Origin of the sequence: Photobacterium damselae (assembly GCF_003026815.1) — a bacterium.
Lineage (GTDB): Bacteria > Pseudomonadota > Gammaproteobacteria > Enterobacterales > Vibrionaceae > Photobacterium > Photobacterium damselae.
On record NZ_PYOG01000007.1, the window covers coordinates 152,493 to 175,704 of the forward strand.

General features: G+C 39.2%; 24 protein-coding genes. 11 read left to right on the forward strand and 13 right to left on the reverse strand.

All coding sequences use genetic code 11. The annotated features are described in order from the left end of the window. Positions 1 to 39 precede the first annotated feature (39 nt). Complete coding sequence (gene clpS, locus CTN07_RS09215) at positions 40 to 360, reverse strand: ATP-dependent Clp protease adapter ClpS (RefSeq protein ID WP_036763487.1); 321 nt, start codon at positions 358 to 360, stop codon at positions 40 to 42. A gap of 257 nt (positions 361 to 617) precedes the next feature. On the opposite strand from clpS, the gene cspD reads away from it, so the two are divergent. Continuing rightward, positions 618 to 839, forward strand: a complete 222-nt coding sequence (cspD, locus tag CTN07_RS09220; protein ID WP_005298437.1) for a cold shock domain-containing protein CspD — start codon at positions 618 to 620, stop codon at positions 837 to 839. A gap of 425 nt (positions 840 to 1,264) precedes the next feature. Here the strand turns inward: cspD and icd are convergent, their stop codons facing one another. Beyond that, positions 1,265 to 2,518 carry an NADP-dependent isocitrate dehydrogenase gene (gene icd / locus CTN07_RS09225; protein ID WP_005298435.1) on the reverse strand — a complete coding sequence of 418 codons (1,254 nt, stop codon included), beginning with the start codon at positions 2,516 to 2,518 and terminating at the stop codon, positions 1,265 to 1,267. Between the two features lie 142 nt (positions 2,519 to 2,660). Here icd and CTN07_RS09230 point away from each other — a divergent pair, with 142 nt between their 5' ends. The 6 genes from CTN07_RS09230 (at position 2,661) to norW (ending at position 9,710) form a co-directional block, all read left to right on the forward strand. Next, entirely contained in the window at positions 2,661 to 3,308 is a 648-nt protein-coding gene (locus tag CTN07_RS09230; protein ID WP_005298433.1) for a pseudouridine synthase, read from the forward strand. A 276-nt stretch (positions 3,309 to 3,584) separates the two neighbouring features. Next, the gene (gene mnmA, locus CTN07_RS09235; RefSeq protein WP_036763485.1) at positions 3,585 to 4,697 is read left to right on the forward strand and encodes a tRNA 2-thiouridine(34) synthase MnmA; all 1,113 of its coding nucleotides are present in this window, start codon (positions 3,585 to 3,587) and stop codon (positions 4,695 to 4,697) included. 15 nt (positions 4,698 to 4,712) lie between these two features. Then, positions 4,713 to 5,333, forward strand: coding sequence for a high frequency lysogenization protein HflD (gene hflD / locus CTN07_RS09240; RefSeq protein ID WP_005298430.1), 621 nt, complete (start codon positions 4,713 to 4,715; stop codon positions 5,331 to 5,333). Between the two features lie 82 nt (positions 5,334 to 5,415). Further along, entirely contained in the window at positions 5,416 to 6,783 is a 1,368-nt protein-coding gene (gene purB, locus CTN07_RS09245; protein WP_005298428.1) for an adenylosuccinate lyase, read from the forward strand. 263 nt (positions 6,784 to 7,046) lie between these two features. Next, a complete protein-coding gene (gene norV / locus CTN07_RS09250; RefSeq protein ID WP_005298426.1) occupies positions 7,047 to 8,534 on the forward strand; it encodes an anaerobic nitric oxide reductase flavorubredoxin in 1,488 nt (495 codons plus the stop codon). A gap of 24 nt (positions 8,535 to 8,558) precedes the next feature. Beyond that, positions 8,559 to 9,710 (forward strand): NADH:flavorubredoxin reductase NorW, encoded by a 1,152-nt coding sequence (gene norW / locus CTN07_RS09255; RefSeq protein ID WP_005298425.1) that lies wholly within the window; start codon positions 8,559 to 8,561, stop codon positions 9,708 to 9,710. Positions 9,711 to 9,786: 76 nt separating this feature from the next. On the opposite strand, the gene CTN07_RS09260 is transcribed toward norW, so the two are convergent. Next, positions 9,787 to 10,149: a DUF1294 domain-containing protein gene (locus CTN07_RS09260; RefSeq protein ID WP_036763483.1), complete on the reverse strand. Its 363-nt coding sequence runs from the start codon at positions 10,147 to 10,149 to the stop codon at positions 9,787 to 9,789. Between the two features lie 246 nt (positions 10,150 to 10,395). Between CTN07_RS09260 and CTN07_RS09265 the strand changes: the two genes are divergently transcribed. The 3 genes from CTN07_RS09265 (at position 10,396) to CTN07_RS09275 (ending at position 14,265) form a co-directional block, all read left to right on the forward strand. After that, on the forward strand, positions 10,396 to 11,529 hold the full coding sequence (locus CTN07_RS09265) for a ribosomal protein uL16 3-hydroxylase (protein WP_005298423.1): 1,134 nt from the start codon (positions 10,396 to 10,398) through the stop codon (positions 11,527 to 11,529). Between the two features lie 242 nt (positions 11,530 to 11,771). Beyond that, on the forward strand, positions 11,772 to 12,707 hold the full coding sequence (locus CTN07_RS09270; RefSeq protein WP_005298422.1) for an EAL domain-containing protein: 936 nt from the start codon (positions 11,772 to 11,774) through the stop codon (positions 12,705 to 12,707). Between the two features lie 4 nt (positions 12,708 to 12,711). Next, positions 12,712 to 14,265: a sensor domain-containing diguanylate cyclase gene (locus tag CTN07_RS09275; protein WP_005298420.1), complete on the forward strand. Its 1,554-nt coding sequence runs from the start codon at positions 12,712 to 12,714 to the stop codon at positions 14,263 to 14,265. Positions 14,266 to 14,350: 85 nt separating this feature from the next. On the opposite strand, the gene oppF is transcribed toward CTN07_RS09275, so the two are convergent. From oppF to CTN07_RS09310, 6 genes are all read right to left on the reverse strand, one after another. Beyond that, the gene (gene oppF, locus CTN07_RS09280) at positions 14,351 to 15,337 is read right to left on the reverse strand and encodes a murein tripeptide/oligopeptide ABC transporter ATP binding protein OppF (protein ID WP_005298418.1); all 987 of its coding nucleotides are present in this window, start codon (positions 15,335 to 15,337) and stop codon (positions 14,351 to 14,353) included. Continuing rightward, on the reverse strand, positions 15,331 to 16,302 hold the full coding sequence (locus CTN07_RS09285) for an ABC transporter ATP-binding protein (protein ID WP_005298415.1): 972 nt from the start codon (positions 16,300 to 16,302) through the stop codon (positions 15,331 to 15,333). Before CTN07_RS09285 ends, oppF begins: the two co-directional genes overlap by 7 nt. Positions 16,303 to 16,375: 73 nt before the next feature. Then, entirely contained in the window at positions 16,376 to 17,287 is a 912-nt protein-coding gene (oppC, locus tag CTN07_RS09290) for an oligopeptide ABC transporter permease OppC (protein ID WP_036764885.1), read from the reverse strand. A 14-nt stretch (positions 17,288 to 17,301) separates the two neighbouring features. Continuing rightward, on the reverse strand, positions 17,302 to 18,222 hold the full coding sequence (gene oppB, locus CTN07_RS09295) for an oligopeptide ABC transporter permease OppB (RefSeq protein ID WP_005298411.1): 921 nt from the start codon (positions 18,220 to 18,222) through the stop codon (positions 17,302 to 17,304). Between the two features lie 79 nt (positions 18,223 to 18,301). Further along, the gene (locus tag CTN07_RS09300) at positions 18,302 to 19,930 is read right to left on the reverse strand and encodes an ABC transporter substrate-binding protein (RefSeq protein ID WP_005298410.1); all 1,629 of its coding nucleotides are present in this window, start codon (positions 19,928 to 19,930) and stop codon (positions 18,302 to 18,304) included. Between the two features lie 491 nt (positions 19,931 to 20,421). Beyond that, positions 20,422 to 20,583 (reverse strand): hypothetical protein, encoded by a 162-nt coding sequence (locus CTN07_RS09310; protein ID WP_005298409.1) that lies wholly within the window; start codon positions 20,581 to 20,583, stop codon positions 20,422 to 20,424. Between the two features lie 321 nt (positions 20,584 to 20,904). Here CTN07_RS09310 and CTN07_RS23230 point away from each other — a divergent pair, with 321 nt between their 5' ends. Next, a complete protein-coding gene (locus CTN07_RS23230) occupies positions 20,905 to 21,030 on the forward strand; it encodes a hypothetical protein (RefSeq protein ID WP_255199442.1) in 126 nt (41 codons plus the stop codon). Between the two features lie 83 nt (positions 21,031 to 21,113). Here CTN07_RS23230 and CTN07_RS09315 read toward each other — a convergent pair whose 3' ends face one another. The 4 genes from CTN07_RS09315 to moaC all read right to left on the reverse strand — a co-directional run bounded on the left by CTN07_RS09315 (position 21,114) and on the right by moaC (position 23,184). Next, positions 21,114 to 21,680: a hypothetical protein gene (locus tag CTN07_RS09315; protein ID WP_232282456.1), complete on the reverse strand. Its 567-nt coding sequence runs from the start codon at positions 21,678 to 21,680 to the stop codon at positions 21,114 to 21,116. A 330-nt stretch (positions 21,681 to 22,010) separates the two neighbouring features. Beyond that, positions 22,011 to 22,460: a molybdopterin synthase catalytic subunit MoaE gene (gene moaE / locus CTN07_RS09320; RefSeq protein WP_036763478.1), complete on the reverse strand. Its 450-nt coding sequence runs from the start codon at positions 22,458 to 22,460 to the stop codon at positions 22,011 to 22,013. A gap of 2 nt (positions 22,461 to 22,462) precedes the next feature. Beyond that, the gene (gene moaD / locus CTN07_RS09325; RefSeq protein WP_005298404.1) at positions 22,463 to 22,708 is read right to left on the reverse strand and encodes a molybdopterin synthase sulfur carrier subunit; all 246 of its coding nucleotides are present in this window, start codon (positions 22,706 to 22,708) and stop codon (positions 22,463 to 22,465) included. After that, on the reverse strand, positions 22,705 to 23,184 hold the full coding sequence (gene moaC, locus CTN07_RS09330; protein WP_005298402.1) for a cyclic pyranopterin monophosphate synthase MoaC: 480 nt from the start codon (positions 23,182 to 23,184) through the stop codon (positions 22,705 to 22,707). Before moaC ends, moaD begins: the two co-directional genes overlap by 4 nt. Positions 23,185 to 23,212 lie beyond the last annotated feature (28 nt).

The window sequence follows — 23,212 nt, forward strand, 5'->3', positions numbered from 1 at the left end:
ACCTCCCCTAAAAACCACTTCCCTGATGGGTTGGAAAATTTAAGCTTTTTCCATCGTACACAGTAGTGGATGTTCATGCTCACAAGCATACATCATAACTTGTGCCACTTTGGTCTCTGCTACTTCTGCTGTGAAGGTCCCACAAATCGCTTTTCCTTCATAATGAACGGTAAGCATTAACTGCGTGGCTTTCTCCAGATCCATGGAGAAAAACTTTTGTAACACTTCTATCACAAAATCCATCGGAGTGTAATCATCATTGTTTAAAATTACTTTATACATCGATGGCGGTTTAATTTGGACCTCTTCTTCCTCAAGGACATCTGAGTCAGGAGTTATCCATTCGTATAGCTTGCTCATAATTTCAATCTTAGTTCATTAGCCCGAAAGCTGACCATATCTTGAAAGATAAAAAGGTTTTACCAAAATGTTACATTCTAGGCTTGACTGTCTAGCTCGTTTTACTAAAGTGTAACCTGTAGTAGATATAAACTGCATTATAACCGCATTGGTATGCAATACTTAATCTAAGCAATAATGAGGTTTGTTACTTATTTGTGATATTGCTTGTATTCGCTGATGTGAAGTGGAACTTAAATGCAAGAAGGATGTAAAGCATGGCTATAGGTACAGTAAAATGGTTCAATAATGCCAAAGGATTTGGCTTTATCTGCCCAGAAGATGGTGATGGTGATATTTTTGCTCACTACTCTACCATTCAGATGGACGGCTACCGTACACTCAAAGCAGGACAGCAAGTCAATTATGAAGTACAAACTGGTCCTAAAGGGTTCCATGCTAGAGAAATCACTCCCATCGAAAGTAACGATGCAAAATAAGTTCTTTCATCAGAATTAAAGGTGGGATAACCCGCCTTTTTTATTGTCTGAACACCCTATTCAATGAATGATTGCTGCATAATTAACAATTCACCCAATGTTCTATACAGGTTTTACACTTTGTCAAAGAACTCAGCAAGTTAAAGCCGTTAGTATTGATCTGTCTTAAATGAGTTACCCCATTTTTACTGCTTGATCTATCATAGATCAACTCATAGTAAGAACAAATTCTCTTGCTCCATATTGACCTATTTTGAGAGTAAGCGCACGCCTAGCTTCTCCATTTGTATAAATTACGATCACAAATCCACAAAATAGAGAAATTAATGTGGCATAGCCGTTATACCCATTATTACCAATGCCAGTGAGCAGAAACAAAAAGGCCCAGCGCAATGCCGGGCCAAGAGATATCTTGATAAAACGAATTACATTTGCTCAATCATATCATCAGCAAACTCAGAACATTTACGAAGTGTTGCACCTTCCATTAAACGTTCAAAATCATAAGTCACCGTTTTATTACGAATAGCCGCTTCCATTGAGCTAATGATAAGATCAGCAGCTTCTATCCAGCCTAAGTGACGAAGCATCATTTCAGCAGACAAAATTAATGAGCCTGGGTTTACTTTATCTTGGCCCGCATATTTAGGTGCTGTACCGTGTGTTGCTTCAAATAGAGCCACACCATCACCAATATTCGCTCCCGGAGCAATACCGATACCACCAACTTGAGCAGCAAGAGCATCTGAGATGTAATCACCATTTAAGTTCATTGTTGCAATCACATCATATTCAGCAGGACGTAATAAAATTTGCTGTAAGAACGCATCAGCAATGCAATCTTTTACTACGATCTCTTTACCCGTATTAGGATTTTTCAGTGTCATCCATGGGCCACCATCAAGCAGTTGAGCACCAAATTCATCGGCTGCCACTTCGTAACTCCAATCCTTAAATGCCCCTTCGGTAAACTTCATGATGTTACCTTTATGAACAATAGTCAGAGAGTCACGATCGTTATCGATAGTATATTGGAGGGCTGCACGCACTAAACGTTTAGTGCCTTCTTCTGAGATAGGCTTAATCCCGATTCCACACTCTTGAGGGAAACGAATTTTTGTTACACCCAGCTCTTTTTGCAGAAAGTTGATCACTTGCTCAGCTTCTACTGTGCCTGCTTGGTACTCAACGCCAGCATAAATATCTTCTGAGTTTTCACGGTAGATCACCATGTCCGTTAGTTCTGGATGTTTAACTGGACTTGGAACACCATCAAAATAGCGCACAGGACGTGCACAAATATACAAATCAAGCTCTTGACGCAGGGCCACGTTTAAAGAGCGAATACCACCACCAACAGGAGTTGTTAATGGCCCTTTAATTGCAACTTTGTATTCACGAATAAAATCGAGAGTCTCTTGAGGTAACCATGCGTCTTCCCCATAAACGTGGGTCGATTTTTCCCCTGTATAAATTTCCATCCATGCAATTTTACGATCACCGCCGTACGCTTTTTGTACTGCGGCATCAACAACTTTGATCATCGCAGGGCTTACATCAACCCCAATGCCATCACCTTCAATATAGGGAATGATTGGGGTGTTAGGAACCACCAGCTTACCGTCTGAATCGAGCGTGATTTTTTGGCCATCAACTGGGACTACGACTTTACTATCCATTTAGATCTCCTAACTTCCATTTGTTATCTTTTTGTAAGATGCGTGAAAATCATACGCGAAATTTTATCAATAAGCCAATCAAGAAAATTTAGCGTATAATAAAGGCGTTTAATTCATTCACCCCTGAAATCACCTGTTATTTATGAAGCCAAATACTCCATTTCGTCAACCTCGTCGTGGTAATAATGAGCGCCGAGCATCAAGAAAAATTAATAAACCAAAACGTCCACGCGGCCCTCGAAAGATCATTTTATTTAACAAACCATTTAATGTTCTTACTCAATTTTCTGGTGAACCAGGGGATATCACACTGGCTGATTTCATCCCTGTAAAAGATGTCTATCCTGCAGGTCGTCTAGATAAAGATAGTGAAGGACTATTGGTTTTAACGAACGATGGCATTCTTCAAGCTCGGCTTACGCAACCAAAATCCAAACAACCAAAAACATACTGGGTTCAAGTTGAAGGGGCACCATCAGAGGAATCACTCCAAGCGCTGCGCAAAGGTGTTGAATTAAAAGATGGCATGACACTACCTGCGGGAGTTGAAGTTATGTCTGAACCTAACATTTGGCCTCGAAATCCACCAATACGTGAACGAAAAAATATTCCAACTACATGGCTTGCCATTACGCTAAAAGAAGGCCGTAATCGACAAGTTCGACGTATGACAGCTCACATTGGTCACCCTACATTGCGCCTTATTCGATATAAAATGGCTGATTGGACCGTTGATGATTTAGAGCCTGGTCAATGGCGAGAAATTACGCTAGAAACATTGCCGCAATAAGCAAACCCTAAAGACTGAGATAGCGATCAAATGCGATGATCGCTATAGTTCCTCCCATATCGCTCTTCTCACATCAATAAAAACCACTATACACACCAAATCTTTTCCACTATCATCACAACGCAAACGATTGCGCAACAATAAAAACTGCCGTTTCGTCTAGTGAAAAAGAGAACATAGAATAATTAAAGTGTGATTTCGCTCTCGATCTGTTTCAGTCGATAGCTTTCTGTTAGAATTACGCTCTTAACACTAAATTAGCGACTGAAGAGAAAAATGTCAGATAACAGCACGAAAAAAGTCATTGTCGGTATGTCCGGCGGCGTTGATTCATCGGTATCGGCTTACCTACTCCTTCAACAGGGTTATCAAGTTGAAGGTTTATTTATGAAGAACTGGGAAGAAGACGATAACGAAGAATACTGCTCTGCTGCAGCTGATCTTGCCGATGCTCAAGCTGTATGTGACAAACTTGGTATTCCTCTGCACACAATTAACTTTGCCGCTGAATACTGGGATAACGTTTTCGAATACTTCCTAGCTGAATACAAAGCAGGTCGTACGCCAAACCCAGATATTCTATGTAACAAGGAAATCAAGTTTAAAGCATTCCTTGAATTCGCAGATGAGGTTCTAGAAGCCGATTACATTGCTATGGGTCACTACACGCGTCGTACTTTCCCACAAGCAGGCGAAGAACCTCAGATGCTGCGTGGCCTTGATAACAATAAAGATCAAAGCTACTTCTTATATACTCTTAGCCACGAACAAATTGCTCGTAGTCTATTCCCTGTCGGTGAACTGGAAAAACCAGAAGTTCGTCGTATTGCTGAAGAGCAAGGATTAGTAACGGCTAAGAAGAAAGATTCAACAGGTATCTGCTTTATCGGTGAGCGTAAGTTTACAGAATTCTTAGGTAAATACCTTCCAGCTCAACCAGGTAACATTGTCACTGCTGATGAAGGTACGGTAATTGGCGAACACCAAGGTTTGATGTACCACACTTTAGGTCAACGTAAAGGCCTACACATTGGTGGTCAAAAAGGTGGAAATGGCCACGAAGACCCATGGTACGTAGTCGATAAAGACGTAAAACGTAATGAATTGGTTGTTGCTCAAGGTCATGACCATCCACGTCTTAAGTCAAACGGTTTGATTGCATCACAATTACACTGGGTTGACCGTGAACCAATTCGTCAACCTGTGACTTGCACAGTGAAGACACGCTACCGTCAACAAGATATCCCATGTACCATTATCCCTATTGATGATGAAAATATTAAAGTGATTTTTGATGAGCCTCAGATTGCGGTTACTCCAGGCCAGTCTGCTGTATTCTATAACGGCGAAGTGTGCATGGGCGGCGGCATCATCGAAGAGCGCATCTAGTAGGAGATGTCACAAGTGGCTAACACCTTATATGACCGAACTATTGCATTTGCAGGGATTTGCCAAGCGGTAAAATTAGTCCAACAGGTAGCTCAAACGGGTCGCTGCGATAACGAAATGTTAACGGCAACGCTAGAAAGCATCTTAGTTACCGACCCTGCAAATACGTTAGCGGTATATCACAGCGATGAAGCGAATCTTCGCATTGGCTTAGAAGCTTTGGTTAAAGATATTGATAACACCTCATCGGGCAATGAACTAACTCGCTACTTAGTGGGCGTGATGGCACTAGAGCGTAAACTCTCTGGCCGTCGAGACAGTATGGCTCAATTGGGTGATCGTATCGATCTTCTTAAACGCCAAACGGAACATTTTGAATTACTTGAAGAGCAAATGCTGAGCAATATTGCGAGTGTGTATTTAGATATTATCAGTCCTCTTGGGCCTCGAATCCAAGTCTCTGGTACTCCTGCACAACTGCAAATTCCTCAAGTTCAGCATAAGGTGCGCGCCCTATTACTCGCAGCCATTCGCAGTGCTGTACTATGGCGACAAGTAGGAGGTAAACGCCGCCATCTGATCTTTGGTCGTAAACAGATGGTTGAGCAAGCAAAAATCCTTCTCGCTCGCTGCTAAACACTTTTAGTCGCTCATTCTTTTTGAGCGACTTTTTATTTGTACTATGAGTTTAACCCTTACTAATCAGGAGAGACCCAATATGGAACTGTCAGCATTGACTGCTGTTTCCCCAGTAGATGGCCGCTACGGAAGTAAAACAAGCGTATTACGCAGCATTTTCAGTGAATTTGGTCTGCTAAAATACCGCACCATTGTTGAAATCCGTTGGTTACAAAAATTGGCTGCTACTGACGCTATTGTGGAAGTTCCTGCATTCAGCGCAGAAGCGAACGCATATCTTGATCGTATTGCGGCTGAATTTAGCGAAGAAGATGCACTACGCATTAAAGAAATTGAACGTACAACAAACCACGATGTTAAAGCGGTTGAGTACTTCTTAAAAGAAAAAGTAGCGCAAGTTCCTGAACTGCACGCTGTTAATGAATTCATTCACTTTGCTTGTACTTCTGAAGACATCAACAACCTTTCTCACGCACTGATGCTAACTGAAGCTCGTGAAAAAGTGATGCTACCTGAAGTTCGTAATGTTATTGATGCTATCAAAGACCTTGCAAACCAATTCCGTCACGTACCTATGCTTACTCGTACTCACGGTCAGCCAGCTTCTCCATCAACAATGGGTAAAGAAATGGCAAACGTGGCGTACCGTATGGAGCGTCAATTTAAGCAAATTGCTAATGTTGAGATCCTAGGTAAGATTAACGGTGCTATCGGTAACTATAATGCTCACCTATCCGCTTATCCTGAAATTGACTGGCACCAGTACAGCGAAGAGTTTGTTACCTCTCTTGGCGTAACTTGGAATCCATACACAACTCAGATCGAACCACACGATTACATTGCTGAATTGTTTGATGCATTTGCTCGTTTCAATACTATCTTGCTGGACTTTGACCGTGACGTATGGGGCTATATCGCTCTGGGTCACTTCAAACAAAAAACAGTTGCAGGCGAAATTGGCTCATCAACAATGCCTCACAAAGTTAACCCTATTGACTTTGAAAACTCTGAAGGCAACCTTGGTCTTGCAAATGCCATCTTTGCTCACCTAGCACAAAAGCTACCTGTCTCTCGTTGGCAGCGTGACCTAACTGACTCAACAGTATTACGTAACCTAGGTGTTGGCTGTGGCTATGCAATTATTGCTTACACATCAACATTAAAAGGTATCAGCAAGCTAGAAGTTAACCAAGCAGCATTAGAAGCTGAGTTGGATCGTAACTGGGAAGTGCTAGCAGAACCAATCCAAACGGTAATGCGTCGCTACGGCATCGAAAAACCGTACGAAAAACTAAAAGAACTGACTCGTGGTAAACGTGTTGATAGTGAAGGTATGCGTACTTTCATTGATGGCCTAGAACTACCAGAAGAAGAGAAAGTTCGTCTAAAAGCGATGACTCCTGCAACCTATATTGGTGCAGCTGTTGAGCTAACTGATAAACTGTAAATTATTTCTGCAGTAAAATCCTCTTTAAGCGAGTCAATTTGGCTCGCTTTTTTTGTTTCAATTTTCCGTAAACATCAGAACCACCTTCTCCTCTCCATCTCACCAAAAAGAAATTTTTAAAAATAAAACAATTTAAATCAATAGTTTATTTTAAACGTGCATTTTGGATGCAACTTTATGATTGACGATTTTATTTTTGAGAGTAAACTTGCATTCAGAATATATGTTTAAGTGATTTTATTAGAGAACCAAAGGATACGACCATGGCTATTCAAGTTAAAAATAATATTCAATGGGTAGGTCAACGCGACTGGGAAGTGCGTGATTTTCATGGTACGGAATACAAAACAACCAAAGGTACAAGTTATAATAGCTATCTAATTCGTGAAGAAAAAACAGTACTTATTGATACTGTTGATCACAAATTTAGTCATGCTTTCCTACAAAACTTAGAACAAGAAATTGATCTAAATGAAATCGATTATGTTGTTATTAACCACGCAGAAGAAGATCATGCGGGTGCGTTATCAGCATTAATGGCTCGAATTCCTGGTACTCCAATTTACTGTACCGCTAATGCTATTGACTCGATTGTTGGTCATCACCATCATCCTGAATGGAACTTTAATGTAGTAAAAACAGGTGATAGCCTTGATATCGGTAACGGCAAATCTCTTGTTTTTGTTGAAACTCCAATGCTGCATTGGCCTGATAGCATGATGACATACATGACTGGCGATGCTGTGCTATTTAGTAATGATGCTTTTGGCCAACATTACTGTGATGAACGCCTATTTAACGATGAAGTCGATCAAACTGAATTAATGGAGCAGTGCTTACGTTATTACGCCAATATCCTAACGCCATTTAGCCCTCTTGTTACGGCTAAAATCCATGAAGTACTCGGCTTTAATCTGCCTGTTTCTATGGTAGCAACCTCTCACGGTGTTATTTGGCGTGAAAACCCAACTCAGATTATTGAACAATACCTTACTTGGGCAAACGAATACAAAGAAGACAAAATCACGATTTTCTATGACTCCATGTCGAATAATACTCGAATGATGGCAGATGCTATCGCTCAAGGTATTACTGAAACCGATCCAAATGTAAGCGTGAAAATCTTTAATGTTGCTCGCCACGATAAAAATGAAATTCTGGCTCATGTCTTTGGTTCAAAGGGTATTCTTGTTGGTTCTTCTACTATGAACAATGTCATGATGCCAAAAGTTGCAGGTATGCTAGAAGAGATTACCGGCCTACGCTTTAAAGGTAAAAAAGCGGGAGCCTTCGGTAGTTATGGTTGGAACGGTGGCGCTGTTGATCGTATTCATGCTCGTTTAACTGATGCCGGATTCTTTACTACAATCGGCCTTAAAACAAAATGGCGTCCAGATGGTAAAGCAATCGAAGAGTGTCGTGAACATGGTCGCACAATTGCTCGTGAATGGGCCCTTGCACCTCTTACAGTAAAAACACAACCAAGCGTAACACCTGTAACGCCTACGAAATCAGCACCATTAAATATTCAGCAAGCCACAGCGCCAAGTACTGAATCAAAAATGCAGTGTAATCCTCAAAAAATTGGCCAGAAAATGCTTTGTACTGTATGCCAATGGGTATATGACCCTGAAATTGGTGAGCCTAACCAAGAGGTGGCACCAGGTACAGCATGGGAAGATGTTCCAGATAGCTTTCTTTGCCCAGAATGTGGCATTGGTAAAGACGTATTTGAACCAATTAATGACTAAGTTCTGGCCGAAGAAGGAATAAGTATGTCACACCCTATTATTGTTATTGGTAGCGGTTTTGCCGCTTACCAATGGGTAAAATCTTTTCGTAAGTTAGATCAAGATACTGAAATTACTATTATTACTGCAGATAATGGTGACGATTATTCAAAACCAGATCTTAGTCATGTCTTTTCTCGACAACAACGCGCTACAGATTTGGTAAAGCAATCTGCAACTGAATTTGCTCAAGCTAATAGTGTAAAGTTAATCACTAACACCTATGTTACGGCGATTGATCCACAAGCAAAAACAGTCTCAATTGATGATCAGGTTTTAACTTATTCAAATCTAATTTTAGCAACAGGCTCACGAGCATTTGTTCCTCCGTTTGCAGGCAATGCAACAGATGAGATCATTACTCTAAATAGTTTACAAGAGTTTGAACAAGCCCAAGAGCGATTAATAACGGCAAAACGAATTACGGTTCTCGGTGCAGGTTTGATCGGTACTGAAATTGCTATGGATCTTGCAAGTAGTCATAAGCAGGTTACATTATGTGATAAAGCGTCATCGATTCTTCCTGCCATGCTGCCACCATTTTTAGGCTCAGAAGTACAACATACTATGGCGTTAAATGGTGTCGATTTTAAGTTAAATCGTGGAATTTCAGCTATTAATCGACATCATCAAGAAATGCTAGTTGAACTAGATAATGGTGAAGTAATCAGTTCCGATGTTGTTATTGCCGCAATGGGGCTAAGATCAAATACGCAATTGGCACAACAAGCCGGATTAATGGTTAATCATGGTATTGTTGTTAACCAATATATGCAGACATCAGATGCAAATATTTATGCTCTTGGTGATTGTGCAGAGCTTTATGGCAGAGTGAGAGCATTTATTCAACCAACCATGTTGGCCGCAATGGCATTAGCAAAAACATTAGCAGGTACGGCAACGCCCGTTCGTTTACCCGCCAGTTTAGTTAAAGCTAAAACACCTTGGATTCCACTAAATTTAGCAGGAAAAACGGTAGGCTCAGAGCTAACATGGGAAATACAGCGAAACAGTGATGGCTATGTTGCAAAAGCATTTCATGTTGAAACATCAGAGCTGTCTGGCTTTATTGTTTCTCATGACCAAGCAAAGGCTGCATTCCCTCTATTGAGGCTGCTTCCTGGCGAAGTTGCATAGCTATAGCTTAATTTAAATTCATTGCTTACATTTCTTTTTTTTGGGGAAGATGGTCTCTTCCCCTTTTTTATCTCTGTCAAATTACGCCTAGTGTATGAAGAAATTTCATCCCCATTGGTGTCAATAACCATATAAAAATCGCACTATTTGCGACAATAGCCATCCATAAGATCAGCTTAAACGGTTGTTTTTGTGATTTATGACGTAGTGTCTGTTGAGCAACAAGTGCCCCAGGCCAACCGCAAGCAAACTCCATTATATGAAGTGTTTTCTCTGGTATTCGCCACTCTCCATGCTCTGCTGCACGTTTGTCTTTCCAATAAAATAAGAAAGTAACTACAGACATCACACAATAAATAACAAATAAAAATAGCGGTATTTTAAAAAAGAAAACGCTACATAAAACAAAAATTAAAAAGCCAAGAGCCAAAACTATCATCTAGCTATCCTAAACTGCCTATCAAAATCATTCTAATTATTGGTAACTTAACACGATATAAGCTTAAAATTGCCAGCATTTGGTTAAAAATATCTATAACAGCTCAACTCATTTTTAATTTCTCATGTGCCCCCTCTTTTAATCATTATCTTGTTATCACTTCCACCCCACCTTACTGAATCTAGCACCTTGAAGTGACTTAGGTATATAATCACGCCAATTTATACCAATATGAAAGACAGCCTTATGTACCAACTGACATTTTCATTCGAAGAGTTTTTAGAAAAATACTGGCAGAAACAACCTGTTATCATTAAAGGTGGCTTCAAAGATTTTGTTGATCCTATCTCTGCCGATGAGTTAGCAGGATTAGCAATGGAAGAAGATATCGACTCTCGCTACGTTGCAAGAGATGGTGACGAATGGGACGTACAACACGGTCCGCTATCTTTTGATAATATGCCAGAAAATAACTGGTCTTTTTTAGTCCAATCAGTGAACTACTGGCACGAAGGTGCGGCCCGTTTAGTTACCCCATTTCGTCAATTACCAGGGTGGCTGCTTGATGACTTAATGATCAGTTACTCGACTCCAGGTGGTGGTGTTGGTCCACATATTGATCAATATGATGTATTTATTACTCAAGGTTCAGGCAAACGTCGTTGGCGTGTAGGCCCTAAAAAAGACGATTATGAAGAAGAATTTCGTCACCCGGCTTTACGTCAAATTAAATCCTTTGAACCTATTATTGATGAAGTAATTGAAGCTGGTGATATTTTATATATTCCACCAGGTTTCCCCCACGATGGCGATACTATTGAAACTGCAATGAGTTTCTCTGTAGGTTTCCGCTCTCCCAAAAAACAAGAATTATTAAGTAGCTTTGCCGATCATATTATTGCGAACGATATTGGTGATGTGCATTATCATAATCCAAATTTACCCGCTCGAAATAATCATGGCGCAATATTAGCAAGTGAACATCAAGATCTTGAGAATATGATGCGCAGCTTACTTGATCATCCAGAATTAATGAAACGTTGGATGGGTGAATATCTCAGTCAGAATAGACATGAATTAGATTTGGTTGTTTGTGACCCTGAATATACTACTGAAGAGCTACAACAACAGTTGTTTAATGGTGAAACATTAGCTCGCTTAGGTGGCTTACGAGCTTTCTACCATGCAGATGAAACACATATCATTTTTATCAATGGTGAAACGTTTGAACTACCAGACTCATTAGATAAAACAGGATGTTTCCTTGCTGATATTGAATCGTTTACCGCGCAAGACCTTGGTGAATACGCGACAAATACTGACTTTATGTCGCTACTCACAACCCTTGTGAATTTAGGCTATTGGTACTTTAAAGACTAATAAGCTTTACTGGGGTGTTAAACACAACACCCCAACATAATCTCTTTATAACCAATCAGTTAAATATAAAAAACACTAAATAATACTAAAATTAAACCAATATAATTGCTTTATCATAATGCAAATAAAACAAAATATTACATGGCCTAAATACGTATTTCTCAAAAGTCTTTAGAATGGATCTTAAGGATTTTTTGCTATAGTCGAGAGCGTTTTTCATAAATAGTAAATACGAGTACGTTATGGCTAAAGTACATAAACTGACATTTTTGAATGTAGCAATCCTAGTAACGATCTGTATCTCGATCTTTATCGAAGTATTAGACATCAATCACCAGGGTTTGTCATTAGCAGTCTATGCCATATTAGCTGTAAACCTGCTAACAAGCCTATTCTTATACTACAAACTAACACCAACCTCTATTTTACTAAAATATCAATTACTTAATGCCGTAAAGAAAAATGAATTATTACCTTACTATCAACCTATTATTGACAGTAAAAATAATACAACTTGTGGCTATGAAGTGCTTATTCGCTGGAAAAAACCGGATAATAAGATCATTGAACCTTTAGATTTTATTCCAGAATCAGAACAGAACGGGTTAATCACCCCAATAACCTTTCAATTGATCAGTCAAGTTGCAAAAGATATCAAATCACTACAAGAGTTAAATCAAGGTTTTTCAATTAACCGTTATTTTAGTATTAATGTCAGTGCAACAACTTTAGAAGATGATGAACTCGTTCGATATATCAAAGCCGTATTAGAAGAATATAATATTCCAGGCCAATACTTTGCATTAGAGCTCACCGAAAGAACACCAATTAAAAATTTAGAAAACGCATCAAGAGTGTGCCAAGAATTAAATGCTATTGGAATAAAAATAAAAATTGATGATATAGGTATGGGCTACAATGATGTTACGATTCTTCAAAAATTGTGCGCAACTACCATTAAAGTTGATAAATCCTTTATCGATAAAATAGATAAAGTTGAACAGAAAAACCTTTTAGAATGCCTTGTCATTTTTGCAGATAGAGCCGAAGTAGAAATTATTGCCGAAGGTATTGAAGATAAATCTCAAGCAGAAACCTTAAATTCAATTGGTATTCACTATCATCAAGGATTTCTGTACGGCAAACCTCAGCCTATTACCAGTATTAATATGGGGTAATAATATGTCTGAGAATAAACACCTACTTGCTAATGAGAACTCATTTTATGAACACCATTTTTTATTTAAAAGTAAAACTTGGCATAATATTTTTGTTGTCGGTATAAATTCATTACTCATTATCGGTCTTATTGCCTTTAACTTGTATCGTCAAATCGATGCAAATAAAAACTATATTGATTCTAATCTTAAGTTAGTCAAGTCAAGCATGATGACGCTTGCTTATCGAAATGATCGCTATGCCCAAACGGTAACGAAGACGCTGAAAGATGTCTCTATCATGTCTCAACCCGGTTTGGTTTCTATTAATACTTATCCATCAATGAATGAATTTGGCTTTAATCGCGGTATTTATCCAGATAATTTATTGAATGGCAGTCTAATTGGTGTAGGAAAGCCAAGTGAAGCGATTTATCATGACACGAATCTTTTTCAAATCTTAGATGATCTATGGGCAGAACAGCATCGCAGAAATATTACTTATAATTATTATTATATCTCGCATCAACACAGATATTTTTATTTATCATCTAAATATTCTTTAAATGATTTTAATATGACGAAAGACTTCTTTACGACAGATTTTTATTCGCAACAGAGATCTGATCTGCAACAAGAGTCTACCTTAAAAAAAGGATTTTATTTTACACCGCCCTATCGTGATTTTTTTACTCATGACATGGTTATTACTATTAAATCGCCAGTGTTTTCAGCTAAAGATATCATTATTGGAGATGTTGGTGTTGATATCCCAGTCAAATCCTTGATGCGAGCAATTACGTTACCGAATGATTTTAAACAGTATTTAAATATCTATTTATATGATGATATAAAGAAGCAAACCATTACTTTATATGATGGGAAACGAAGTTATTTACCTTGGATTAATATGAATAGACAAATCAATGATACTTTATCTATTCATGCTGAAATATCTAGCTGGTATATTTTGTATTCATCTATTCAAGATATTTCATTAATAATAGTTCTCATAATAGCGCTTAACTATATGTATTCACTATTAAAAATGCATAAAGCACAAAAGAATGAATATAAAATAGAAGCGTATACCGATTCCTTAACCGGTCTTTATAACCGAAGGATTATAAAAAGCTCTGTTATGCCATTATTACAAGAAGCTAAGGATACCCATTCTCCTGTTTCTTTTATTATTATTGATGCCAATGACTTTAAAATCATCAATGACAACTATGGGCATGATGTTGGGGATATGGCTCTAAAACATATTGCTAATCAAATTTTTGCTTTAAGCCGCAGTAGTGATATTTGTATTCGATTAGGCGGAGATGAATTTTGTATTGTGCTACCTAATACAACAATTGGCCAAGCCCATTCATTGAGTAGACGATTAGAACTTGCCGTATATGGTATTAAATTTTATTCACAAAAGATTACAACAACAATCACAACTAGCTGTGTACAGTATGATGGTGAAGAAACACTAGAAGAAACATTCGCTCGTGCAGATAAAATCTTATATAACAATAAATTACATAAGAAAGAGCGACTTAAAAAATTAAAAGAGCAACTGCTTTAAGTACAGCGACTCTTGTGATTTTCTATTTTTCACTTTTAAATGAATGAGCCCTGTACATAGTAGTTTCAGGGCTCATTTTGTCTAATTAGACATTAATGCAAGCAACGGCATGATAGTCTGAACCTTGTAGTTTGGGCTTAAGTCTTGAGCACTCTTCCGTAGCTTTCGGACATCGAGTTCTAAATACACAACCTGATGGCGGATTCATCGGTGAAGGCAAATCCCCTTCTAGTAACTCGATGTGTTTATTTCGTTCCAATTCAGGATCAGGAATGGGGACGGCAGACATTAACGCTTTGGTGTATGGATGTTTAGGGTCAGCAAAGAGCGCTTCCCCCTCTCCCATTTCTACCGCATTACCTAAATACATCACTAAAACACGGTCAGAAATATGCTTTACCACCGATAAATCATGAGCAATAAAAATTAAGCTCAGACCCATCTCTTGTTGCAGTGATTTTAAAAGATTCACAACTTGAGCTTGAATCGATACATCAAGTGCCGACACGGGTTCATCACAAATGATCATTTTAGGCTTAAGAATTAATGCTCGCGCAATACCAATACGCTGACACTGACCGCCAGAAAACTCATGTGGATAACGGTTAATTACATTAGGAAGTAATCCAACCTTGGCCATCATCTCTTTAACCTTCTGCTTTACTTCATCTTTTGACAGCTCTGGATAAAAGGTTTTGAGCGGCTCTGCAATAATTTCCCCCACCGTCATTCTTGGGTTTAATGATGCAAGCGGATCTTGGAAAATCATTTGAATTTCTTTACGCTTTAAACGCAACTCTTTAGCAGATAATGCCGTTAAATCTTGCCCGAGCCAAACTACCTTACCCTCTGTAGCTTCAACAAGACCAATAATGGCACGAGCAAAGGTTGATTTACCACAGCCCGATTCCCCCACAACACCTAAGGTTTCGCCTTCAAAGATACGAATGCTGACCCCATCAACCGCTTTTAATTGAGTCGGCTTAGACCAAGGCCATGATGATTTTGCCGCAATACTAAAATGAACCTTTAATTCATCAATATCTAACAATACTTTTTTTTCTGCTAGCATGATGCCACCTCCATTTCAGCAAAACATGCACGTAAACGACCATCTGCAAAAGGGGTCAATATAGGTGCTTCTTGATGACAACGAGCAGACACTCGATGACAACGCTCTTGGTATGGGCAGCCGACAGGTAAATTTAATAAGTTTGGCGGATTACCAGGAATGGTTGGCAGCATTTCCCCTTCAGTATCAAGACGAGGAATCGCTTTCAGTAGCCCTTCTGTATATGGATGGCCCGGTTGATAGAAAATCTCATTGATCTTGCCGTATTCCATGGTACGCCCAGCATACATCACAAGGACCTTGTCACAACTTCCGGCAACAACCCCTAAATCATGAGTGATCATAATAATCGAGGTGTTAAAATCTTGTTTAAGATCATTCAATAACTCCATAATTTGAGCTTGAACTGTCACATCAAGAGCGGTTGTTGGCTCATCGGCAATGAGTAGTTTTGGTCGACATAATAGCGCCATGGCAATCATAACTCGTTGGCGCATACCGCCAGAAAACTCATGGGGATACATGGTCATACGGTTACGCGCTTCGGGAATTTTTACTGCATCAAGCATACGAACCGACTCTTCGAAAGCTTGCTGTTTTGACATTCCCTTATGTAACATTAAGACTTCCATCAGCTGATCGCTAACTTTCATATAAGGATTTAAGGAAGTCATTGGGTCTTGGAAAATCATCGCAATTTGTTCTGCTCTGATTTTGTTAAGCTCGCGCTCAGGCAAATTTAAAATATTACGACCTTCAAATTCTGCTCGGCCACTGATTTTACCGTTTTTTGCCAATAGACCCATAATAGCGAAAACAGTCTGACTTTTTCCTGAGCCTGATTCACCAACGATGCCTAATGTTTCGCCCTGATTTAGAGAAAAGTTAAGATCATTAACCGCCGTTACGATGCCATCTTGAGTCGTAAACTCAACGCGTAAATCTTTTACATCTAATAAACTCATATTACATCCTTTTACTGAAGTTGATGCTAACTCATTGTTATTGTGTAAATAGCACCAAGATCATTTATTATCCTTAACGATCTTTTGGATCCAACGCATCACGCAAACCATCACCGACATAGTTAAAACAAAAGAGTGTTACCACCATGAAGGCTGCAGGATAAAGAAGCTGCCAAATTGCCACTTCCATTGTCTGAGACCCTTCTTGTAGCAAAGCCCCCCAACTGGTCATAGGTTCTTGCACCCCAAGACCTAAGAAACTTAGAAATGACTCAGTTAATATCATCGATGGAACTAACAACGTTGAATAAACCGCAACGATTCCCAGTACATTAGGAACGATATGACGAGTAATAATGCCCCATTTACTCACACCACTAACGTATGCTGCTTCAATAAATTCTTTATTGCGTAATGACAGTGTTTGCCCCCGGACAATACGCGCCATATCAAGCCATGAAATTGCTCCAATCGCGATGAAAATCAACATGATATTACGACCAAAGAAAGTCACGAGCACAATGACAAAGAACATAAACGGAATCGAATATAGTATTTCCAAGATACGCATCATTACTCGGTCAGTTTTGCCTCCGATAAAGCCAGATGTTGCGCCATATAAGGTTCCAAGTAAGACGGCAACAAAAGCGCCTAAAATACCGACCATCAGTGAAATTCGACCGCCAACTAACGTTCGAGTATACAGATCGCGACCTAGGCTATCGGTACCAAAATAATGCCCTTCTGCACCAAATGATGGCGCCGCATGCAAAGCATACCAATCGGTATCATCAAAGGCATATTGGCTAAACATCGGGCCAAAAGAGACCCAAAGAGTAATAACACACAGAATAACCAGAGAAACCATTGCTGCTTTATTGCGCATAAAACGGATTCGAGCATCCTGCCATAAACTGCGACCTTCCACTTCCAGTTGATCCGAAAACTTTTCTAAAGCCTCTACATTATCTTTTTTTACCAGCATCATAATCAGGCTCCTTAGTAACGAATCTTTGGATCGATATAGGCTAAAACAATATCGACAATGGCGTTAAATACGATAGTTAATGTACCGATCAAAATTGTCACACCAAGTACTAAGGAATAATCACGGTTAAACGCAGCATTAACAAATAGCTTTCCAATTCCAGGTAAACCGAAAATGGTTTCAATCACGACCGAACCGGTGATTATACCGACAAATGCAGGTCCCATATAAGAAACAACAGGTAACAGCGCAGGTTTAAGTGCATGTTTAATAATGATATAGGGATAGCTTAATCCTTTAGCTCGAGCCGTTCGGATAAAGTTACTATTAAGTGTTTCAATCATGCTACCGCGGGTAATACGAGCAAAGGTTGCCACATAAAGTAGTGCCATACCAAACATAGGCAAAATCATATATTGCCACGAACCGTCATTCCAACCACCAGCAGGCAGCCACCCCATTGAGATAGAAAAAATGTAAATCAATACAGGGGCAAGAATAAACGATGGCATAACCACCCCAGCCATCGCGGTCGACATAATGAGATAATCAACCCATGTGTTGTGTTTAAGTGCCGCGATGGTCCCTACGGTTACTCCCATCACAACAGCAAAAATAAAGGCCGCAATACCAATCTTTGCTGAAACGGGAAAGGCATCAGCAACCAATTCATTCACCGTAAAGTCTTTATATTTAAAAGAGGGTCCAAAATCACCTTGAACAATATTGCCTAAATACGTGGTGTATTGTTCAAAAACAGGTTTATCTAACCCATATTTTGCTTCGATATTCGCCATAACTTCCGGAGGTAAAGGTCGATCGGACGAAAAAGGGTTTCCCGGTGCGAATCGCATCAAAAAAAAGGAGATAGTAATTAATACAAGTAAGGTCGGTATGGCCTCAAAAATCCGTTTTGCAATGAACTTAATCATAAACTCAGCCGCTTCAATGTTGTGTTAAAACTCGCTGCCCCATCCTGAGGCAGCGTTATCGTTATAATATTTTTAGCTATTATTTTGCGATGATATAAAGATCTTTGGAGTAGATATTATCTTCAGGGTTCTTCATTGGATAACCGCCGACCTTTGGATTCACCAATCGCGCATTCACATAGTGGTAAATAGGCATAATTGGCATATCTGTCGCTAATAGACTTTCCGCATTTTTATAAGCTTGAGCTCGACTCTCAATCGAGGCAGCAGCTAATGCATCATCAAGTGCTTTGTCGTACGCTTTGCTGGTGTACTTTGGATAGTTCTGAGAGTGACCATCTCGCATAATCGCTAAGAATGTTGAAGCTTCATTATAATCACCACACCATCCAGCACGCGAAACATCAAAGTTACCTTGGCGCTTACTGTCTAAGTAACTCTTCCACTCTTGGTTTTCAAGATTTGCGGTAACACCCAATGATTTCTTCCACATCGAGGCAATAGCAACAGCAATCTTCTTATGGTTTTCAGAGGTGTTATACAGCAGATCAAAGGTTAAAGGTTTATCGCCATATCCGGCTTCTTTAAGCAGCTCTTTCGCTTTAGCAACACGTTCTTTTTGCGATAAGCTCGAATAATCAGGCAGGTCTACTTCAATACCGTTAGTAGCAAGAGGGGTAAAGTTGTAAGCTGGAGTTTCACCTTTACCAACAATAAACTTAGCAATGACATCACGATCAATCGCATAAGACAGTGCTTTGCGTACACGAACATCATCAAACGGTTTACGTGCCGTATTAAATTCATAGTAGTACGAACATAAATATGGCGTTACCTTAACAGCGTCTGGATGCTCTTTTACTAAACGCTTAAAGTGCTCGTTTGGCACCTCATAGGTAAGATCGATTTCACCAGCCAAGAAACGGTTCATTGCTGCTACTTGGTTTTCAATCGGCAAATACGTGACCTTGTTAATGATGGTCTCTTTGTTGTCCCAATAGTTTTCATTACGAACAAGTTCGATACGCTCATTGACAACCCATTTATCCAGTTTATAAGCACCGTTAGAGACATAGTTATCAACCGAAGTCCATTTATCACCGTGTGCTGCAACGGTCTTAGCATGAACAGGTTTCATTGATGTATGCACTAACATTGCCGGGAAATAAGGAACGGCTTTATCGAGTGTCACTTTTAAAGTGTGAGGGTCAACGGCTTCAACACCCAATGAATCAGGCGCAGCTTTGCCATTAATGATCGCTTCTGCATTATGCATAGTCGTCATTGATAAATACGAAGCATAAGGGGATGCTGTTTTTGGATCAGCAAGACGACGCCAAGTATAGACAAAGTCTTCAGCCGTTACTGGATCACCATTTGACCATTTAGCATCTTGACGAAGATGGAAAGTCCATACTTTATTATCGCTACTCTCCCAAGACGAAGCAGCTCCAGGAACTAGGTTGCCTTTATCATCTTGGTTAATCAGTCCTTCTAAAAGATCTCGGATAATATTTGATTCTGGTACCCCAGAGACTTTTTGCGGATCAAGCGACTCTACTTCTGAGCCATTATTACGCACTAACTCTTGTGAGTCAGCCAATTTAACACCTTCAGGTACTTGCGCTGCTACAACAGAAAAGCTACCAGCAGAAACAGCCAAACCTGCGCTCATCCATAGAGCCTGAGTGATTTTATTTTTATACATGCATTTACTCCAAATACATCCTTACGTCCATGATGTTCTTCAGTTGATAGGTCTCGACTCCTACGTTATTGGTCTCTATTTCATCCTCAATAAAGCCAATCAAACCGAAGAATTGCCTATGACATTAACAGGCATTGAAGCAATTAGCCACATTTCCATTACAAAAAGCGGCATTATTCTTAATAAGTGGTAATAATTCAGTAAAAAAAACCAAGCAATTTATAGCCCGTAGACATTTCTTTTAAAAAAGCCAACCAAAAAAGTAAATTCCGCCAAAAAAACTAAATCAAAAGGCATTATTGAATAAAAAACACACAATTATGCATGTAAATAGATAAATTAACTTAAACCATACAATTAATACTGGTTACTGTTAACAATTCATGGCTACTCCTCTATTTCTATATAGATCAATCTATTCATTTTTCAGACAAAATAAAAACGCCTCCACAAACATTTATTTGCAAAGGCGCTTTTGTTACAAAGTCGAATTATTTATTTTCACTATCTAGATTAATTAACTGTTTATCTTCACTTACCGCCTGATCTCGGCGCTCTAACAGTAACTGCTCTTCATCTTGATGATCGTCACCAATACCAAGGTCTGACATCATTTGGCGCATTTGTTTATTCGATACACGCTTATGTTTCATTACACACTCCGCTGTCAAATTCACAATTCAACCTATATTTAGGCTCACTAATAACTATGGCACATCAAACCGATTGTCGCTAACAAGTTATTAACATCCAGTGATATTAACCAAGCTTATCGATAGTGACTTTAACTGAAATAACAAAATCGAATAACAAATTATGCTATTAGATTAAATTATCCAAAGGACTAAAATTTGAACTTGTTAGCACTCTAAGTTCATTATTCGATCTATTATTTTCATATTGCGAGAATCACTACTTTACGTAGGGGTTTAGCAATATATATCGCGTTATTACAACTAAAATAGAGAATAACAATGAGACCAGCAGGGTGTATCTCCCGACCAAGTCCTTCTTTTCGTGGACGTCATGGTTATGTACCACCGTCACGAAAACTTAAAGGCGAAGTAAAAGAGCAACAAGTAAAAGAACTGACAAAATAGTGAGACCTTCATCTCTAACAAAAAAATAGCCCCAGTAACATTTTGTCTGGGGCTATTTCTTAAGGTAAATACTCAATTTAGTGTTAATGAACAGGGATTTTAGCAATCCACAGTTCATGTTGGTCTCGTACATACTCTCCCTGCTCTACCAATCCTTTTAAGTAAGCTAATCGATGATGACCTTCTAATAAATTAAATGGGGCTTTTAATATCTTGCCGTTAGAAGCATAAAGATCACGCTCAAAATCCAAAACGATTGGAGCTACGGGCCAAGTGCCTCGCTCAGTCATATTCTGGACCAGCCAACTTCTTTGAAACATAACATTTGTCATTCGTTGTGATAATCGATCTATCACATCCTGACTAGGTGTCTGTACCTTCGCTAAAATATCTTCGGTACTCCACGTTTCTTTCGTAAACACCATACCGCGAAAATCAAGCCATCCCCAGTTATACATGACCCCTTTCCAATGACGGTATAACCATTGTTCTAATACATCATCAGGAAAATTGGGTAGCGTCATATGGGCTCGCAGCTTCCAATGATCCAGTGATTCACAATGGCGTTCACCAAAACCATCAGGTCCAATTTCATAAAGTAAGCGATCGCTCCTGATCATAATATCACTCCCTTTTTCATTTGAACTCATAGCGCATTCCAAAATAAATAAACAGTCACAATAGCTGCTTATTTATGCTTATAAAAAACATAGCACAGCCAATGAAAAAACAAAACATGAAAGATTATTCATGAATTATTCGTTATTCATTCATCCGTAAAATCGAGATGTTATTTAATCACTAAACAACGAGGATTCCATAGTATGTTCTATTTAAAAAAATAGAAAAGAGGATTCCAAAACGAATAACTATTCTTTTAGCTCTAGCAAAGCTAATGTGAATAGTTTTTCGAGGAATTTATCATCATGACAAAAAAAGGAGCCTTTATAGCTCCTTTTTAATCCAATAAGTTATTTGATTTACTTATCGTGCCAGCGATCCGCTGCTGAGGTATCTGATTCTCGAGCATCAACCCATCGACTCTCTTCCGGGGTTTGCTCTTTTTTCCAAAATGGGGCTCGTGTCTTAAGGTAATCCATAATGAACTCACACGCTTCAAATGAAGCTCCACGATGAGCGCTTGAAACACCGACAAACACAATTTGATCGCCCAAATCAAGATCACCAACTCGGTGAATGACTCGAACTTGTAATAACGGCCAGCGGGCACGAGCTTGTTCAACAATCTCACTTAACGCTTTTTCCGTCATACCTGGATAATGTTCTAAAGAAAGGCCAGTAACACTATCGCCTTGGTTAAAGTCGCGAACTTTTCCAATAAAAGTCACCACGGCACCAGCTTCTGTTCCTTGAGCTAATTTTTCATACTCATCAGCAACAGAGAAGTCTTCAAACTGAACCGAAATCATCGTTACCCTCCTGTTACAGGTGGAAAGAAAGCGACTTCATCGCCATCTTTAATCTCTGTATCGAGAGGACAAATTGTCTGGTTAACCGCGACTAATAACTTACCTGACTCTAATGCCAACTGCCATTTATCGCCACGAAGAGTCAATTGCTGACGTAATTCTTCTGCGGTATTAACGCTTGCTTCAACGTCTATTTGAGACTGACCAACCAGCTCTTTTACTTGAGCAAAAAATAAAACTGTAATCATGCTTCTGCCTTAAAATGACCTGATTTTCCACCTGTTTTCTCAAGCAGACGAACCTGAGTGATAACCATATCTTTTTGTACGGCTTTACACATGTCATAAATAGTCAAGGCAGCAACAGATGCTGCAGTTAATGCTTCCATCTCTACGCCAGTTTTTCCAGCAAGCTTACAACATGATTCTATACGAACTTTGTTTTCGGCTTCAATAGCTTCAAGCTGAACTTCCACTTTTGAAAGTAAAAGAGGATGACAAAGAGGAATCAGATCCCAAGTGCGTTTTGCCGCTTGAATACCCGCGATACGCGCAGTAGCAAACACATCGCCTTTATGATGTTGGCCTGAAATGATCAAAGCCAATGTTTCTGGAGCCATATGAACAAAGGCTTCAGCACGAGCTTCGCGAACTGTATCCGCTTTATTCGAAACATCAACCATATTGGCTTCACCAGAAGCGTTAATATGTGTGAATTGAGTCATTCTGAAAATTTCCTTTCTTTAAGGATGC